This window comes from Dysgonomonas mossii DSM 22836, from assembly GCF_000213575.1.
Taxonomy (GTDB): domain Bacteria; phylum Bacteroidota; class Bacteroidia; order Bacteroidales; family Dysgonomonadaceae; genus Dysgonomonas; species Dysgonomonas mossii.
Map to the genome: position 1 here is coordinate 571394 of NZ_GL892004.1, position 18005 is coordinate 589398.

14 protein-coding genes and 1 tRNA gene are annotated in these 18005 nt (G+C 38.1%); 5 read left to right on the forward strand and 10 right to left on the reverse strand.

Annotation, left to right across the window (positions count from 1 at the left end):
* The first annotated feature begins 235 nt into the window (after window positions 1-235).
* Window positions 236-2116 (forward strand): hypothetical protein, encoded by a 1881-nt coding sequence (locus HMPREF9456_RS02445; protein ID WP_006841867.1) that lies wholly within the window; start codon window positions 236-238, stop codon window positions 2114-2116.
* 79 nt (window positions 2117-2195) lie between these two features.
* On the opposite strand, the gene HMPREF9456_RS02450 is transcribed toward HMPREF9456_RS02445, so the two are convergent.
* The 4 genes from HMPREF9456_RS02450 to glsA are packed head-to-tail and all read right to left on the reverse strand — an operon-like array spanning window position 2196 to window position 5091.
* A complete protein-coding gene (locus HMPREF9456_RS02450; RefSeq protein WP_006841868.1) occupies window positions 2196-2774 on the reverse strand; it encodes a Maf-like protein in 579 nt (192 codons plus the stop codon).
* Window positions 2775-3236 (reverse strand): methylated-DNA--[protein]-cysteine S-methyltransferase, encoded by a 462-nt coding sequence (locus tag HMPREF9456_RS02455; protein ID WP_006841869.1) that lies wholly within the window; start codon window positions 3234-3236, stop codon window positions 2775-2777.
* Window positions 3184-4257 carry a glycine N(alpha)-acyltransferase GlsB gene (gene glsB, locus HMPREF9456_RS02460; protein WP_006841870.1) on the reverse strand — a complete coding sequence of 358 codons (1074 nt, stop codon included), beginning with the start codon at window positions 4255-4257 and terminating at the stop codon, window positions 3184-3186. The genes HMPREF9456_RS02455 and glsB overlap by 53 nt, the downstream gene beginning before the upstream one ends.
* Window positions 4258-5091 carry a lyso-glycine lipid O-acyltransferase GlsA gene (gene glsA / locus HMPREF9456_RS02465; protein WP_006841871.1) on the reverse strand — a complete coding sequence of 278 codons (834 nt, stop codon included), beginning with the start codon at window positions 5089-5091 and terminating at the stop codon, window positions 4258-4260.
* A gap of 142 nt (window positions 5092-5233) precedes the next feature.
* Between glsA and trxA the strand changes: the two genes are divergently transcribed.
* Window positions 5234-5665: a thioredoxin gene (trxA, locus tag HMPREF9456_RS02470; RefSeq protein WP_006841872.1), complete on the forward strand. Its 432-nt coding sequence runs from the start codon at window positions 5234-5236 to the stop codon at window positions 5663-5665.
* Window positions 5666-5734: 69 nt separating this feature from the next.
* On the opposite strand, the gene HMPREF9456_RS02475 is transcribed toward trxA, so the two are convergent.
* On the reverse strand, window positions 5735-8389 hold the full coding sequence (locus HMPREF9456_RS02475; RefSeq protein WP_006841873.1) for a transglutaminase domain-containing protein: 2655 nt from the start codon (window positions 8387-8389) through the stop codon (window positions 5735-5737).
* Window positions 8390-8466: 77 nt separating this feature from the next.
* Complete coding sequence (locus tag HMPREF9456_RS02480) at window positions 8467-11277, reverse strand: putative LPS assembly protein LptD (protein ID WP_006841874.1); 2811 nt, start codon at window positions 11275-11277, stop codon at window positions 8467-8469.
* Between the two features lie 194 nt (window positions 11278-11471).
* On the opposite strand from HMPREF9456_RS02480, the gene HMPREF9456_RS02485 reads away from it, so the two are divergent.
* Together HMPREF9456_RS02485 and HMPREF9456_RS02490 are read left to right on the forward strand one after the other, a co-directional pair.
* Complete coding sequence (locus tag HMPREF9456_RS02485) at window positions 11472-12749, forward strand: M64 family metallopeptidase (RefSeq protein WP_006841875.1); 1278 nt, start codon at window positions 11472-11474, stop codon at window positions 12747-12749.
* Between the two features lie 104 nt (window positions 12750-12853).
* Window positions 12854-13558, forward strand: coding sequence for a tetratricopeptide repeat protein (locus tag HMPREF9456_RS02490; protein WP_006841876.1), 705 nt, complete (start codon window positions 12854-12856; stop codon window positions 13556-13558).
* A gap of 276 nt (window positions 13559-13834) precedes the next feature.
* On the opposite strand, the gene ahcY is transcribed toward HMPREF9456_RS02490, so the two are convergent.
* The 3 genes from ahcY to HMPREF9456_RS02505 form a co-directional block, all read right to left on the reverse strand.
* Window positions 13835-15253, reverse strand: a complete 1419-nt coding sequence (ahcY, locus tag HMPREF9456_RS02495) for an adenosylhomocysteinase (protein WP_006841877.1) — start codon at window positions 15251-15253, stop codon at window positions 13835-13837.
* Between the two features lie 15 nt (window positions 15254-15268).
* Window positions 15269-15838, reverse strand: a complete 570-nt coding sequence (locus tag HMPREF9456_RS02500; protein WP_006841878.1) for a hypothetical protein — start codon at window positions 15836-15838, stop codon at window positions 15269-15271.
* Window positions 15839-15993: 155 nt separating this feature from the next.
* Window positions 15994-17076, reverse strand: a complete 1083-nt coding sequence (locus HMPREF9456_RS02505; protein ID WP_006841879.1) for a mannose-1-phosphate guanylyltransferase — start codon at window positions 17074-17076, stop codon at window positions 15994-15996.
* 162 nt (window positions 17077-17238) lie between these two features.
* On the opposite strand from HMPREF9456_RS02505, the gene HMPREF9456_RS02510 reads away from it, so the two are divergent.
* Window positions 17239-17322: transfer RNA gene (locus HMPREF9456_RS02510), tRNA-Leu, on the forward strand.
* Window positions 17323-17395: 73 nt separating this feature from the next.
* Here the strand turns inward: HMPREF9456_RS02510 and dcd are convergent.
* Entirely contained in the window at window positions 17396-18004 is a 609-nt protein-coding gene (gene dcd / locus HMPREF9456_RS02515) for a dCTP deaminase (protein WP_006841880.1), read from the reverse strand.
* Between the last annotated feature and the right edge of the window lies 1 nt (window position 18005).

An 18005-nucleotide genomic window follows, 5' to 3' on the forward strand; every position in this document is an offset into this window, starting at 1 on the left:
ATTACACATCTCTACGTTCCTTTATTTAATCAGATAATATTTTCTGCTATAAAGCATAGCGGAATCAAATTCGCATATGTAAAAATAAATGTGTATTTTAGACGCATTTAATATGATGGTTCTAAAATAAGATAAAAATTTTCCAAATCATTTATCAATATGAAAAAGTAAGCTTAAAAGACAGCCTGAGAGTAACGATATATAGAAAGTAAAGTATAAATTAAAATTAAACTACATGAAACAATCAAACTTTAAACAAAAGTACAGGAGGATAATAACCTATCGCATGGTGTTATTTATTTTCCTTATGTTAGGATTTTCTCAAATTGCCAGCGCTCAGGTGACAATAGGTGTGGGCGAGAAATCTGAACAATATGCGACTCTTCAAGTTAAGGATTTAGAAAAAAGTAACTCAATCTCCGGAGACATCACAGCCAAGAAGGGAGGCTTTATGTTGCCAAGGGTTCGATTAGAAAATAAGCATCAATTATTACCTTTTTATACTGGGGATACGACCGCCGCAGACTATAAAGCTGCAAAGATAGAACACCGAGGCTTGTATGTTTACAACCTGACAGAGGACGACGACAAAGAACTATGTTTAGGATTAAACCAATGGGATGGAGAACAATGGAATTGCTTTCAGAGCAAAATGGGAAATGCAATATTCGATCCTCTGAGTTGTTCAGACATAGAGATTAATGGGGTCTATGTGCAGGGAACGCCTCCCAATTCTACAAACTATCTGACAATACATCTGAATGTAAAAAAGACAGGAACTTTTTCTATTAGTGCAACTACCGGAAATGGTTACAGTTTTTATATCTCCGGGGTTGCAATGAGTAAGGGCTGGATGACAGTAGAGCTTCCATGCCAGGGTACTCCTGTTAATGCACAAATAGATAAGCTTATTTTCACTGGTGTAATCTTCGCTCTAGGTTGTGAACCTCAAATAGAAGTGAATTCGAAAGTAGCCGATTATTCACTGAATTGCTCTAGTGTAGAGGTTAAAGGGCAATACATTAAAGGAACTCCTTTAACAGCTTCAAATACAATAACACTCAATGTAACCGTCACTACTGTGGGTTCATACAATATAAATACTCCTTTGACAAATGGTATCCGTTTTTCTGCCAGTGGAAATTTTACTCCCGGGACGCATACAGTCACGCTTGTTGGCTCGGGTACACCTACCGTCAATTCTGATTTTCCGATAACGATTAATGCAAATACACCACAGGGAAATAACACATGTAATACAACCATCCCTTTAACCCTCCCGGCTATGACTTATGCCGTTATAGGTTCGGGAAGTACTTATTCTTGGAATTCTACTGCCAGAAGCCAGGCTTTGACCAATGGCGGTATCAGTTTTGGTCCTAACGGAATCGTAAGAATAAAAAGTTTTACACAATTATGGGGCACATCAGCAGTTGGTACAGCTACGAGCTATCTTGAAAACGGTTATGGTGTAGGAAGGGTTATGCCTGATGTTGTATTGTATTTTGCCTACGGTGCTGCCCCTACGGTAGCTCTCACTACGGCGTTAAAGGATTACATCAATAAAGGGGGCTGTGTAGTTTATGGATCTGCCGATGGGACTGTCACGGATGTGAATACGCTGATGAACGGATTATTTGGTATAAGTCCGGCTATCGTTCAAACCGGAGGACAAGGGGATGATGATGTGTATCCGATATCAAACCTCCCTAATGACCCTGTTATTAATGGCCCGTTTGGGAATCTTTCAGCCAGACATTGGGGTGAAGACAATGCAACAACAGGCTCAGTGATAATGACTCAGCTGCCTCCTAAATCGGTGCAAATTTGTACAGCACGCTCGGCATCCAAAATATTACAAAATCCGGAATGTTCGATCGTATGGTACAACGACAGCAAGAATTTCCTTTATTTTGGAGATAGTGTGGGTTCTTCCACAACTGATAACAGTACAGGCGCTTACCCGTCAAGATATAACAGCCAAGGGTTACCATTGTCAAAAAACTATGGCCCGGGAGCGGCGTGGAATCAATATATATACAATTCAGCTTTGGAACTCAATGCTGTGGCCTGGGCTTTGAAGAAGGCTGCAATTAGCGGAATCAACCCTCATTAAAGAATATTGTTCAGAGCATTAGTTTGCTATTTATTATAAGAAAAGACGGTTTCAAACCGTCTTTTTTATTTTATATAGTTCAAAACTTTTTCAGTTCCCTATATAATCTTTGTATCGGTAATCCCATTATATTGAAATATGATCCCGAGATGTACTCTACAGCGATATAGCCTATCCATTCCTGCACACCGTATGCTCCGGCTTTGTCGAAAGGCTTGTAGTTGGAAACGTAATACTCAATTTCATCGTCGTCTAGTTTTGCGAAACGGACTTCGGACGATACACCAAACGATTCTTGTTTTTCTTTCGTCGTGATTGACACACCTGTGATTACCTGATGCGTTTTTCCGGAAAGATCGCGTAGCATCTGTTTAGCATCTGTATCATCGGAAGGTTTCCCATAAACTTTTCCATCAAGCAGAACAATTGTATCTGCTGTTATCAGTAATGTATTGTCATCCAGTTGGTCGAGGTAAGCATTAGCTTTTTCATTGGCAATATAGATCGCAATATCTTCTCCTATAAGATTATCCGGATACGATTCGTCAATATTTGGTAGTGTTTTTACTTCATAAGGAATGTTTAATCCACTCAGAAGTTCTTTTCTGCGAGGCGAATTGGATGCTAGTATTATGTTATATCGAGAAAGATTCAGCATTTACATGAAGTTATAATAATTTTCGAGTTCAAGAAGAAGGAGCTTTATGTCTGTTCCGTATGCATAGCCGCCCAGTCCCCCTCCTTCATTTACCACACGGTGACAAGGCACTATAATTGCTAGGTTATTCTTTCCGTTTGCAGCTCCTACAGCTCTACATCCTTTTGGTGAGCCTATGGAGATAGCCTCATCTTTATAGGAGACGGTCTTGCCGTAAGGGATTGTACTCAGATACTCCCACGCTTTTTTCTGAAAGGGTGTGCCGTTTTGTTTCAAGGGTAGGTCAAAAACTTTACGTTCACCGGAGAAATATTCTTCCAACTGTTTTATTGCATTATTCAAAAGGGGAGAAGCTTCAGATTCTTCCGCGTCTTCTTCGTGAATAATCTTTACAGATGAAATATACCTGTCAGTCTCTTTTATCTCGATTAATCCTACGGGAGATTGTAAAAAAGCCTTCATTTTTTCTTTTCTTCGGTTTAGGCCTGTCTTCGTCTCTAGTCCAACTCCAGTTTATCATTTGTCGGAGTCTCTTCAAGAAGCGTTTCGACGGTTTATCTTTTAAATAAGACTCGATATGTCTCTTTTTCTTTTCTTCTAATATCTCATCTACATTGATGAGGATTCCTGTTTCCTCTACATTGCCAAAAGTATCGTTTACTGCTGTTCCAAAGACCTTCATTTGAGGAGAAAGGCTCATGTAAGCATTTACAAGGGGAGGGATATTGAGGTCTAATTTACGAACAGAAGTATTTAATATGCGATAGTCAGATTTAAACGATTCTCCATCAAAAAGCCTTCTCAGCTTACTCTTTTCGGTCTCTATTGTTAAGGCTTGTTTTGGCCATACAAGCTTTTCGGGATCAGGGAAATATTTATTCAGGAAATAAAGAATCATATCCCTCGCTTGTGTATTGTATGTGTCGTACATAGTTACCTTCCCAAAGAAATACTTCATAGAGGGATCTGCCACAGAAAGTGCGCCTAATCCGTCCCAAAGATTATCTAATGCAAAGATTCCTCTCGAACCGGCTAGTGTTGATTGATATTCGAGCGTAACAAACGAACGTCCAAGCTCGAATGTATAAGGAAGATATTCCTTAATAAACCTTTCGGAGAAATGGAACAAATGAGATGTTGCCAATATGGGCTCACCATTGTTATCGAAGCAAATATCAGGCCCACATATAAAGCGATATCCGCCTATTATTTCTCCTGCTTCAGGATTCCATACTATTAATTGCTTGTATGGATTATCCATTTTGTCGTACTCGTCTATATCTACAGACTTTCCTGTTCCTCCGCCATAATACCGGAATGCTATCTCACGCAGACGGCCTATCTCCAGCATCACATTCGGCGAATTATGATGTGTGACAATATAGATTTCATTGTTAGCCTTATTTGTATACCTGAGAAATTTATCTTTCGTCAGTTCGGCTCTCAATAAATCCTTATTTATCGGTGCGATAACAGTTTCCATTTATTTCTTGTTTGTTTTTGCCAAATTATATGACTTTTCCTTTACATACTGCGCCCATTGCATAGCACTCTTTGAATTGTCAAAGAATCTATATGGTATAGGTTCACCAAATGTTATGGAAAAACTTTTATTTTTATTCTTAAACATTTCGTCAGGCAAAAGGATTAACTCAATATTAAATTTTATGCCCAGACGCTTTCTTATATTTGCAAATCTATAAAAGAAATTTGAATTTTTGCCTTCAAAATATACAGGAACTACATCCCTTCTTGATTCGACGGCTTTCAGAATGAAATTTTTCTGCCAATCTAAATCATGAATCTTACCATTCTCTTGTCTGGAACATAAGCCTGCCGGGAATGTAATGATTTGGTTGTCCGACTCATAGGCTTCATTTAGACTTGAGGTTGCTTGTTTCGACTGACGCCCGTATTTATTGACCGGAAGAAAAATAGGTTGTAGATTCTTGATGAAGTATAAAACATCGTTTACTACATATTTTATTTTTTTATCGAATCTTTCTCCAATAACCGCAGATAAGCAAATTCCATCGAGTCCGCCTAACGGGTGATTTGAAACAAATATATATTTTTTATCATCTTGAATATTTTCTAGCCCCGAGGTCTCTAATGTAAGATTGAAATATCCTACAACCGCCTGCATAAAATCCACTCCATACTTATCAGCATAGATCGTAAGTATTTCGTTCAGTTCATCTAAATGGATTTTTCGCTTGAGATAGTTTATTGCAAAACGTGGTACCTTATTATAAATCTTGGGAGCTTTCTCGGCAAGTACTTTATCTAAATCTAGTATTTGAGGTTCGTGATCCATTCCGTATTATATACCTTTCTGATGCAAAAATAGTTGAATTTAATATATATCATACTGAAAAATGTATAAATAGTTATAACAAGAACATTTTAATAGATAAGAACTATTATATTTGCCGGAAATCATATAAAACTATTAAATAATGAGACGTAAAATAACACTTCCAATACTGGGCGTAGTCCTTATGACTTTGGCGATCTTATTGGGAAGCAATAGTGTGTTTGGTAATAATAACACTACTACAAATAATGATACTCCTATTGTAACGCTTACCTCCTCTAATTATGAAAAAGAGACGGCAACAGGATTAGTATTTGTGGACTTCTGGGCTCCGTGGTGTGGGCCGTGTCGCCGGATGGCTCCTATTCTCGAAAGTATAGCTAAGGAATATAAAGGATCGGCAAAGGTTGCAAAAATTAATGTTGACAACTACAAGAAATTCTCAATAGATAAAGGGATTGAGGTGTTGCCCACCATTGTTGTATACAAAGACGGAAAGGAAATTACTCGATTAAGAGGATTGGTATCTAAAGAAGAACTTGCGAAAATAATTACAGAGCATACAAAAAAGTAAGCTATTATTATAAATAACAAAAATGGCAGATCAGCTGATCTGCCATTTTTTGTATCCTATATTTTACTGTTATTTTGTTCCTTTCTCCAGTTCTATTGTCTTAATTATATTCTCTCCGATTCCAATGCGGTAACCTTGCGAAGAATACAAAATTCCTCCATTTGTAGAGATATATACTGTAAGCGGGAAGTTGTTTGAGAATTCGATTTGCAAAGCTCCCGCAACTGTATTTAACAGAGTCCTGTTATGATCAGTCATCCATAATGATTGCTTAGGTAGACCTTTAAAGACAGAAGCATCAAACGCTTTACTTAGCTTGTCGTCAGGAATAGCAAACAAGATTCCTCCGCCCCATTCTTCAATGGCTTGTTGTACGGCCGGAAGGTCTTGCAGAATATGCTTGGTTGGTTCTTTGTCCGGATCAGCAAAGCAGATCATCAAACCTTTACCGTTCGTTAGTTCTTTGACTGACTTTTTACTACCGTCTTGTAATGTGACAACTGTGTTCGGATCTACGATACCTTGTACCTGAATGCGACCTTCTACTTTCGGCAATTCGATTTCGAATGTTTTCGCTTCATTGCCTTTTACTTCAAAATAGCGTGTACTTATCGTTACAGAACCATCATTTCCACGACTGCCTGTCATCAAACGATAGTAGCCTGCATCCACTGTTATTTTAGCCGGTAGATCTTTTATGCTGTTTTCATAATCAAGAGTTACAAAGTCTCCATTGTCGTATCGGGCAATTGTGAAATGAGTGTAATAACCCGGCTTCACAATATTACCTTTTGCATTTGTAAACTGAATTGTAGCCTTTGGCTGTTCTTCGGCTTGCTTATCAAAGAATACATCAGTCCATGCTGTTTCTCCCTTCAGGTATTGAGGGCGTCCTGTTGCACGATCGATACGTGCAGGGATATCCATAGAACGACAAAGAGCAACAAATAATATATCCCTTGAAGGCTTATCTGAAACTTTCAATTCATATACACCTTGTGGAGAGATCGGGCATTTAAAATAATTTTGTTCTTCATCGATTTTTATATTTTCACGAACAAAGTTTATTACTTCATTAATATCATTCCTCGATTTGTTCACGAAATCTTCGGTTAATGCTTTTTTGAAAAAGCTTCGCCAAGGACGAATCAATTCTTGTGATATTCTAGGAGAATAGATACTGCCTACCAGTGGGCTATCTTCAGCTAATTTTTTCTGTCCTGCATCTTGTCCGATAGTTAGGTGATCTAAGAGGTATGCAGCCGGAGTATCTCGCAAATCTTTATCAGATAGAGATAATAAGAATGTATTCAGATATGGATTATCTTTCTTAGCCTCCATGAAAGAGGATATTTCCTCCCAGTTTCCTTGCGATTTGGATAAGATATTCCAAGTCTTATCTGGGTTTAGCTTATTTTTTTCTGCAAATTTCTTAGCATCCGATTCGCTTATAAAGGTTGCCATATATGCATTTCGTATTGAGTCTTCGTGAGCCAAACGCTTCGCATTTTCTGCAATCTTTTCGGGCGCTAATTCTTTTATGGCTTGTTCTGCCGGGGCTTCCATTACAATGGTTTCATCTAAACCTTTTCCCGGTTTATTCTTTAATGTAACTGTCACTTCTCCCGATTCGGGAGTAGATTTAGCATATCCATACACATCGTCTTTATTTGCCCAGATGAGGATATCCCCCATACCTGAGATTATAGAAGCTGTTCCGTCGGCTTTGGTCCTACTTGTAGCAATAGGGTAAAACTCAGCATAGTTGTATACTTTAAATTTTACGGTTGCACCTTCTACAGGTTTACCAGCCTCGTCTACTATCTTTACTTTTACGTCGCGTGTATTTGTGTAATTACCAAGTAGATTGATAACCGAATAGAGGTCTGTTTGTACATTTTTTTCCTCAGGTCCATTGTACAGTCCAAAAACATTGGTATGTACCATCATGGCTCGTTTTACCGGAGCAGAGAACCATGCCACATCCAATTCAGGCTCGGGTTCGCAAGCTCCTATATAATGCCATTTGCCATCTACCCATGCTTCTACCCATGCGTGATTATCATCGGTGTGTACCCATCGTGGCGTGTAGCACTGGCGGGCAGGGATGCCTACAGCACGAAGTGCAGCAGTGGTGAAAGTCGATTCTTCGCCACATCGTCCCCAAGATGTTTTAGCTAAAGCCAGAGGTGCTGATGTGCGTCCGTCTGTTCCTCGGTAAGTTACTTTTTCATGACACCAATGGTTTACTTCTAATACTGCTTTTTCCATTGTCAACCCTTTTACTCTATCTTTGAGTTCATCGAAGAACACTTGTCGAGCAGTATCTAGGTTTTCATTATTTACACGATAGACCAATACAAAATGGCGGAATATATCATCCGGAATTTTTTTACCCCAATCGAAGTAATCACGAGCTTTGAATGCTGCATCTACCTGACCAAGGAAAAAATCCGCATCATAATCTGCCAGATCTGAGAGAGGCATATAAGCGTATAGGAATTCTAAGGCCTCACGCTGTTCCAGTGTGAGTTCTTGTTTATCTAAAACAGAAAATAATTGTTCGTTACGTCCTGCCGCAAGGTCTTTGCGTTTCATAAACTGTTGGTGTACTTGTTCCCTGTACTCTTTATCTTTAAGGAAATGCTTGTCTGCCGAACTGCATGCGCCTAAGATAAAAAGAAGAGATATCATTAATACAGAACTGAAAATGATTTTTTTCATCTTTGGTGATATTTATAGGTTTAGTAAAAGACAAATACAGATAATACTTTGCATAGCTCAAAGTATTATGAAAAATATTAATCCCAATTAGGATCATAGCTGGATGCCCGCCCGCGTTGCTCGTATTTCAAATCCTGAAGCATTGAAGAGCTTGCACGTAACGATACATAATAAGATTTATATTGACCCACAGGGTTGAAGCTTGCCGAAATAGACCAGCAGTGTAAATTACGAGTAAGATTGCAACTCATGTATGCTATTTTGCCTGCATCGAAGTCGTAACTGGCATTGAAATTGAAACTCCAATTTTTGGTCGGCTGTATATTCCCGTTCAAACTGAGGGCTTTAGTTAGCGTACCTCTATATTCTGCATAATCGTTTCGAGCTGCTTGTTTAGGTAGTTTATTCGTATTATAATTCATTGAAAAACTGATCCCCAAATTCCACTTGATTTCATTTTTTACATAACCATCTTCATCATACTGGTTATCATCTTTTTTTGCCTCCATCAAGCTTTTACGTTCTTCTTCCTCGCCGGTTGCAGCCAAATTATTCTCACTCTGTCTGGGTTCTTCTTCTTTCTTTTTAGAATCCTTATCCTTGTCATCGCCGCCTCCAAACCATTTCTTAAATGTATCCTGATTAATGGATGGCGATATAGAATATCCTGTACTTTTCAATCGACCAAACCCTTTTCCATTTGAAATACGAAGTTCGTTCACCCTTCTCAAACTGGTTACTTCCCCTGCATCGTTTGTTTCAGCCCGATAGAGATATGGATCGAATGCCGCATTCAGATTTACAGTAAACGATTTGCTGAATTTGAGCCGGAGTCCCATATTAATGTCGCTCCATTTGAACTCTTTGGCCATCATGTTGTGACTGAAATTAATCCCGAGGTTATCAATCAAACTGATCTTCTTTATAGAGTCATTAGAGTCTCTGTATTTCATCTCAATGTTGTTGTCGAAGCTGAAATTAATCATTCCTTGGGCTCCTTGGCTTGGTACACCAAACATGCCTTGTTCATATGGAGAATATTTATTTCCTGTATCTCTCCAATTTCCTTCCGCATCATAGTAATATAACTTCTCATAAAATCCGAATTTTTGATTACTAAAATCCGGAGCATAACTTAGGCTTATGCTAGGAGTAAATACATGTCGTATCTGAGTGTTCTTTGAAAATATAGGAGTGAACATCCCATATAGCTTGGTTTGAAAACCAAGAGAGAAATTGAAATCATAAACACGGTTGAATGAATAGGTTGTGTCTTCAACTACCATGCGACGTTGATCAGCATCCCATCGCTTTTCTATTTTGCTTGTATACCATCGCTCGGTATAATTGAAAGACGGCGTAATATTTAGGTAGTTTAACGCGCTGAAAGTGGCAGACACAGGGATTGTATGTTTCATTGCATTATTCCAGTCTTTTTGCAAGTTGGACTGAAATAGTTTGTTTTCTTTTGTCGTAATACTATTTCTTAAATCTCCCGTATAGCTTAACTGTATCTTTTCATACCATTTTTCTGCACCTACAGCATCCTTCCTCTTAAACGGAGCTATGCGGCTCATAGTAACTGTTACGTTAGGCAAAGTAAGAGATATTGTTGAGTCTTGTGTCCGTTGTGCTGCACTAATATTAGCAGAGAAACTCCAAGGAGAATTGGGTATTTTCTGGGTAAGAGTTACATTTGAACTTTTTGTATTATTTGTTCCTACAGGGGTATAAGCTGTATTCAGATCATTACGGTCGTAAGAACTGGTAGAGAATTGTACGCTAGCCGATAACGTCCTAAACATATTGGACTTAGGGTCTTGGCTATGTGTCCAGTTGATTTTTAGGTCTTTTGCCAATGAGTAATCTATTCCCTTTTCTCCGAGTTTAGTCACAAGATACCCGACATCAAATCCCCCCGAATACTTATACCTTTTTCTGTATGATGATCGGGCATTGATTCCCCACGAACCCTTGGTATATATTTCTCCGGTCAGAGCTAAATCGATATTATCATTGATTGCAAAGTAATAACCTCCGTCTCTTAAGTTGAAGCCTCGGGCGAGTTCATCTCCATACGATGGCATAATAACTCCCGAAGAATACTTTTCAGAAAATGGGAAAAATCCAAATGGTAAACCGATAGGAAGAGGTAAGTCTTCAATAACAAGATATGCAGGCCCTGTTACAACATTCTTTTTCGGTCTCACCTTGGCTTTTGTCAGTGCCAAGTAAAAGTGAGGATGTTCGTGATCGTCGCAAGTAGTATATTTTCCCTCTCTCATGAAAAACGAATTGTCGTCGTTCTTTTTTGCTCTGCTTGCTACAATATAACCTTCTCCTTGAGTGGTAATCACATTTGTAATATAACCTTTCTTTGTTTTAAAGTTATATTTCATTGTTTTTGATTCGTAGTCTGTTCCTCCATCTGTAAATACAGGGAATCCAAATTCTTTTCCTACAGAATCGAGACCGTATGTGGCGTAAACAAGGCTACTATCCATGTTCATCCATATCTTTTCTCCTTTGAGTGAAATGTCGGTGTATTTCACTACGCTTTCGCCATATAGATACCCCCAATTTCCTGCTGTAAGCACAATAGAGTCATTGGCTGTGTAGTCTACTACAGCGTCCAAAACAGCTTTCTTTTTCTTTATAGAATCAGAAGGAAGGGAGTCTCCACGCATCCGTATAGAATCGTTTTGAGTTTTACGAACAGGGTCTCGACTTAAACGCACCCGAGGTGATGCAGAGTCGGTAGGCAATGAGTCTTGAGGATTGTCGAGATGTGTTATACGTGAGTCTATACGAGAAATTTGTGCACCCAAAAAAGGCACAGAAAAAAGAATAAGCAGAAACGTATACGTCAACAACTGAATTTTCCTCATGTAGAGACCTCTAACTATATAGTGTATTCGGATGCAAAGCTAATCAATTATATAAGAAAGCATAATATGAAAAATCAAAAAAAGTATAAATTTTCATCTTCCATCCTAAGAATCAAATTGAATTGATAGAAACTTTATCCTTAAATATTGTGATTAATTTTTTATCTTTGTTCTATTCTAAAACGAAGCTTTTCATGAAATATTTTCTGTTAACCCTATCACTTTCCCTTCTAGCACTGGGGGGATATTCTCAAAACTTTGAAGAATACTTTGAAAACAAAACGTTGCGTGTGGATTATATATTTACAGGTGACAATGTCTCTCAAACGGTTTCTCTCGAACAATTAAACCAATTGCCTGAATGGGCAGGACGCCGCCACCATCTTGCCGAACTGGGCAGACAAGGAAACGGGCAAATCAAAATGACGGATCATAATACCGGGAAATGTATTTATCTTGAATCCTTCAGTTCGTTATTTCAGGAATGGCTAACCATCCCGGAGGCTGCTACAGTAAGAAAAAGTTTCGAAAACACATTCTTATTACCATATCCCAAAGATAAAGTTGATATAGAGGTAAGTTTGCGAGAAAAAGACGGTTCGTACAAAACCGCTCTTAGGCATACTGTCACTCCTGACGATATCCTAATAAGGAAAAAAGGATTGAAAAATATCCCGGCTTATACTGTTATGCATCAAGGTGGGCCCGTAGATAAATGTGTCAATGTAGTTATTCTGGCTGAGGGCTACACGCTGGCCGAAATGGAAAAATTCAGGCAAAATGCAAAAACGGCATGCGAACAGATTTTAGCACATAGCCCATTTAATCGTATGCAAGATAAGTTCAACTTTATTGCTGTAGAAACAGAATCGAAAGACTCCGGTGTAAGCGTGCCTCGCAAAGGCAAATGGAATGAAACTGCTTTTCATTCCCATTTCGATACCTTTTATTCTGATCGTTATCTGACTACTACGAATGTAAAAGATATACACGACGCAATTGCAGGGATACCTTATGCTCATATCATTATATTAGCAAATACCGATGTGTATGGCGGTGGTGGTATTTTTAATGCCTATACATTGACTACGACGGGACATGCAGACTTCAAGCCTGTTGTTGTTCATGAATTTGGTCATAGTTTTGGCGGATTGGCCGATGAATATTATTATGAGAATGATACGTTTAGCGACAGCTATCCTTTCGGTGTAGAACCTTGGGAACCAAATATAACAACACTTGTCGATTTCAATTCGAAATGGAAAAGTTTATTGGTAAAAGGCACTCCAATTCCTACGGATATAAAGTCGGCAGATAAATATCCTATTGGAGTCTTTGAAGGTGGAGGCTATTCATCCAAAGGGATATATCGTCCTGCTGTTGACTGTAGAATGAAGACGAATACCTGCAAAGATTTTTGTCCTGCATGCCAAAAAGCACTTGAACAACTCATTAAATTTTATACCGAATAAAAAAATATAGTTAAGGATTTTATTTATAAGGATAAAACAGCTATTTTTGTCGCTGCTAAATTTGAAATAAACAGAATAATATAAATATTTATAACAGATTAAAAATGTCTAAAAAGAAACAAGCTGAATTGCGTGAAGAAAAAGACTGGGAACGTATTGGAACAGCAGTTGCAGAATCAGAACGTTTCATTGAAAAATACCAAAAACAATTATTAATAGGTATTGGTGCTATAGTTGTCGTAGTTAGTGCATTTCTTGCATACAACTATTTTATTGTAGGGCCAAAAACTACCGAAGCTCAGGTGGCGATGTTCAGAGGTGAACAATACTTCAGAGCCGGACAAGATTCATTAGCTGTTTTTGGCGATAAAAACGGATATGTAGGATTTGAGTCAATCATAAGTGACTATGGTTCTACTAAAGCCGGAAAACTGGCTAAACTATATGCCGGAATCTGTTATGCAAATATGGGTAACTACGAGAAAGGTCTTGAATACCTGAAAGACTATAGCGGTAGTGATAAAATAATATCACAACTGGCGAATGGTGCAATCGGCGACTGTTTGGATAACCTGGGAAAATCAGATGAGGCTGTTTCATATTATATCAAGGCTGCTAAAGGTGTAGATAATGCTTCTCAAAGCCCTATGTTATACAAAAAAGCAGGTCTTATATATCGTAATCAAGGAAATTACGATAAAGTAATTGAAGTGTTTTCAATTATAAAAAACCAATATATGAATTCTCCTCTGGCTATTGAAGCTGACAAATATATTGATGAGGCTAATATCCTGAAAGGACAGAAATAATAGATCTTATATATATTATACAAAAGAGTTCCGCTGTACAGCGGAACTCTTTTTTGTTTATATTACTTTTCAAAATAATAATTATCTAATTAAAAGTGATCTTTGAAATAAAAGTAAAATAAGAGTCGTGATCAGAAACTAAAAAAGGTGACATAAAGAACAGATTGGAACCTGTCACTTTTGTCACTTTTTGAATAATGATGCGAGTGCTTAGTACTTATATATTAAAAAAAACGGGCTTTAAAACAAAGCCCGTTTATATTGATAGATGATATCTTAATATCTGTAATGCTCAGGTTTGTATGGACCTTCTACAGGAACCCCAAGATATTCGGCTTGCGCCTCAGTCAGCTTGGTCAACTTCACTCCAATTTGTTCAAGGTGTAGGCGTGCAACTTCTTCATCCAAATGCTTCGGTAAACGATAGACGTTCACTTCATAGTCGCGAACCCATAACTCCAATTGAGCTAAAGTCTGGTTTGTGAATGAGTTACTCATCACAAATGAAGGGTGACCGGTGGCACAACCTAAATTCACTAAACGACCCTCAGCCAAAAGGAATATAGAATGCTCATCAGGGAATGTATATTTATCTACCTGCGGCTTAATGTTTACATGTTTAATGCTAGGGTAGTTTACAAGTTTGTCCACTTGAATTTCATTGTCAAAGTGTCCTATGTTACATACTATAGCCTGATCTTTCATGCGAGACATGTGCTCTATAGTTATAATATCCTTGTTGCCTGTTGTTGTAACAAAGATATTACCTTCCTTCACGGCCTCTTCCATTGTTGTCACTTCAAATCCTTCCATTGCTGCCTGCAAGGCGCATATCGGATCTATCTCAGTGACTATAACACGAGCTCCGTACGAACGCATAGAGTGAGCACAGCCCTTGCCTACATCTCCATATCCTGCAACAACTACAACCTTACCGGCAATCATCACGTCGGTAGCTCTTTTGATGCCATCGGCTAATGATTCGCGACAACCATAGAGGTTATCAAACTTAGACTTGGTTACCGAGTCGTTTACATTAATAGCCGGAACAAGCAGTTCGCCTCGCTCCATCATTTGATACAGCCTGTGTACTCCTGTTGTTGTCTCTTCGGATACTCCTTTCCAATCGGCAACTGTACGATGCCAACGATTGTTGTCATCCTTAAGAATACGAGACAGGGTGTCGAGTATTACTTGCTCTTCGTGGCTTGAAGCTTTTTTATTCAGAAAGTCAGCATTTTCTTCGGCTTTATATCCCCAGTGGATAAGCAATGTGGCATCGCCGCCATCGTCTACTATCAGGTTTGGGCCTTTCCCTTCAGGGAAAGCTAATGCTTGCTCTGTACACCACCAATATTCTTCAAGGGTTTCTCCCTTCCATGCAAATACGGGTATCCCGGCTGCTGCAATAGCTGCTGCCGCATGGTCTTGGGTAGAGAAAATATTGCAACTAGCCCAACGTATATCGGCTCCTAATTCTTTCAGGGTTTCGATGAGTACTGCTGTTTGCACAGTCATGTGTAACGAACCCATGATACGAGCACCTTTCAGCGGTTTTGTTGCTCCATATTTCTTGCGAAGTGCCATTAATCCCGGCATTTCATGCTCTGCTATTTCTATTTCTTTTCTCCCAAAGTCTGCCAGATTAATATCTGCTACAAGGTAAGGGAGATTTGGCAAAAGTTCTCTGCTCATTTTATATGATAATGATTATTTTTTGTAGGATTTGGTCTTGAACTGACCATTCTCTTTTTTGATTATAGTAATAAACTCAACAGTGTTTGAAATTTTGGGAACTTTCCTCTGTGCTTCAAGTTCTTGTGATAGGGTATTCTCATTTAGCAATTTGATGTAGTTTTCTAACTTGCCATGAGGACTTTCTATTTCAACAAGTTCGTATGAGTCGGTTAGATTGCGATTGGCTCCAACTTTAACATTACTGCGTTCTTGTTGAGAGTCATAGTTCTTTATCGCTCCTTTTTGTGCTATACTTGATGCGTATCTTTTGACGTTTGAAGATGCAAAGGTTTCAAATATAACAATCGAGTCGGATGTGATTTGATCTAGATTAGCTTTCGTGAGAGTTTCTGCACGAAGTGATTCTAGCATTTTGGCGGCACTTTCATCGAGATTTTCTAAGGTTACCATTTCTGTTAAAACTTGTTTAACTTCAGGTGATAATTCCGGCCTTGATTCAGTAGCTCCTCCCCCACAATTGAAGAAAAATAGTGCCATAACTAACGCTAGTAAAACGTAATATTTTCTAATAAAAATAGACATAATGATTTCGGTTTAATTAATAAAATTGTTTTGTAATAAATGAAGTAATGGTTGTTTATGAAAAAAATGTGTCGCTACTCTATAGATTATGCATACAGCGATATAAGAATGATTTTTTAGATCATAAACAAAACACTACTTTTCGGTTGTTGTTTTTATATATATTTTTCTCCGTATTTTAGTTTTACGTCAGCAACGAACTGCTTGATACGCTGTTCTTCCGACTTCTTGCAAATCAGCAGCACGCCGTCGGCTTCGGCTACAATATAGCCCTCTAAGCCTTGTATAACCGCTAATTTGCCGGCAGGCAATGTCACAACATTTTCGGCACTATCAAAAAATATAGTGTTGGCAATGAGCGACGCATTGGCATCATTATCTTTTTCCGATATTTCGTAAAGTGATCCCCAAGTTCCTAAGTCAGACCATCCGAAATCTGCTGCCTGTACATATACATTTGTAGCTTTTTCCATTATGCCATAATCTATTGATATATTCGGGCAAAATGGAAAATTCTCATCAATAAAGGCTTTTTCTTTTTCTGTACCAAAGGCATCGATACCACGGTCGAAACGGGAAGTTATCTCAGGAAGATATTCACGAAGTGCGCTTAAGATAGTTTTGTTGTTCCAGATAAAGATACCTGAATTCCACAGGAACTCTCCGCTTTCGAAGAAGACCTTAGCCAGTTCCAAATTCGGTTTTTCGGTAAATACTTTTACCTTATTCACACCGTCCAGCTTTTCTTCGCTCATTTGTATGTACCCATAGCCTGTTTCGGGACGACTAGGCTTAATGCCGAGCGTCAACAACGTATTGTGTTTAGATACAAATTTGTAAGCGTTCTGAATAATAGAAAGGAATTCATCCTCTTTCAGAATCAAGTGATCGGAAGGAGCAACTACAATATTTGCTTCAGGATTAAAAGAGTTGATATGGTAAGTCGCAAAAGCAATACATGGGGCTGTATTGCGTCGCATTGGCTCTAACAATATCTGATTGGGTTTCAACTCAGGCAGTTCGTCTTGTACCATCTGAGCATATTCATTATTGGTGACTATAAATATGTTCTCAAGAGGAAGGATTCTTTTAAACCGGTCTACAGTCATCTGCAAAAGAGAACGTCCTGTTCCGAAGAAATCAAGGAACTGCTTTGGACGGGCTTCGCGGCTAAAGGGCCAAAAACGGCTGCCAATGCCACCACCCATGATCACGCAATAATTGTTCTTGTTATCCATGTTTGTTTTAAAAATTTATACAAAGTTATATCATACTAATATACAAACAAAACGATTAGGGACAATAGCGAAATAAAATTATACGATTCTTTTTCAAAAAAGTTATACTTGATCTTTTGATATATGAAAAATATGTGTACTTTTGCACCGCACTAGGCACAAGCCCAGATGGCGGAATTGGTAGACGCGCTGGTCTCAAACACCAGTGGATTCACTTCCATGCCGGTTCGATCCCGGCTCTGGGTACAGAAAAAGCCTGATAGAGAAATCTATCAGGCTTTTACTCTATTAAAAAATTCTGCTTAAATGAAACTCAACTTTATAAAATATTATTATTATAGTTATCTATCCTTTTTAAAATCATCAAATCTGAATCTTGATGAAAGCTAGATATCTGAGGTCGGACTTGACACAAATATTTTCTTTTTTTATCATGGTAGCTTTGAGTCCCTTTAAGAAAAGCAAAACGAATCTGAAATAATCGAGATCCTACACTTATTTTAATAGGATTTTTGCTTGTGTTTGTTAATTCTAATGAAATACAGCCACAGTAACCTGGTTCAAGGGTTGAAGAAATACTCAGACCTAATCTAGCATATGAGCTTCGCATGCTAATAATCCCCAATATATTATTAGGTAATTTAAAGTATTCCAAACTTGTGGATAATATAGTTTGATTAGGGTGTAATAAAAAGCTGTCTCCTAATTGTTTTCTAGTTTCCTGATAAAAATTGGCTATATTAGTCGCTCCAATATTATTTAAAGAAGCATCAATACAAGCATCTCTTCCTTGTATAGAAACTAAAAAGTCACACCCTAAGCGAAAATCTATGGAAATACTATTTATCTGATCCTCTTCCAGAAGTGGACGTATGATTATTTTATCCTTATCAATGTATTCTTTCAATTTAGTTTTAGATAGGTACATT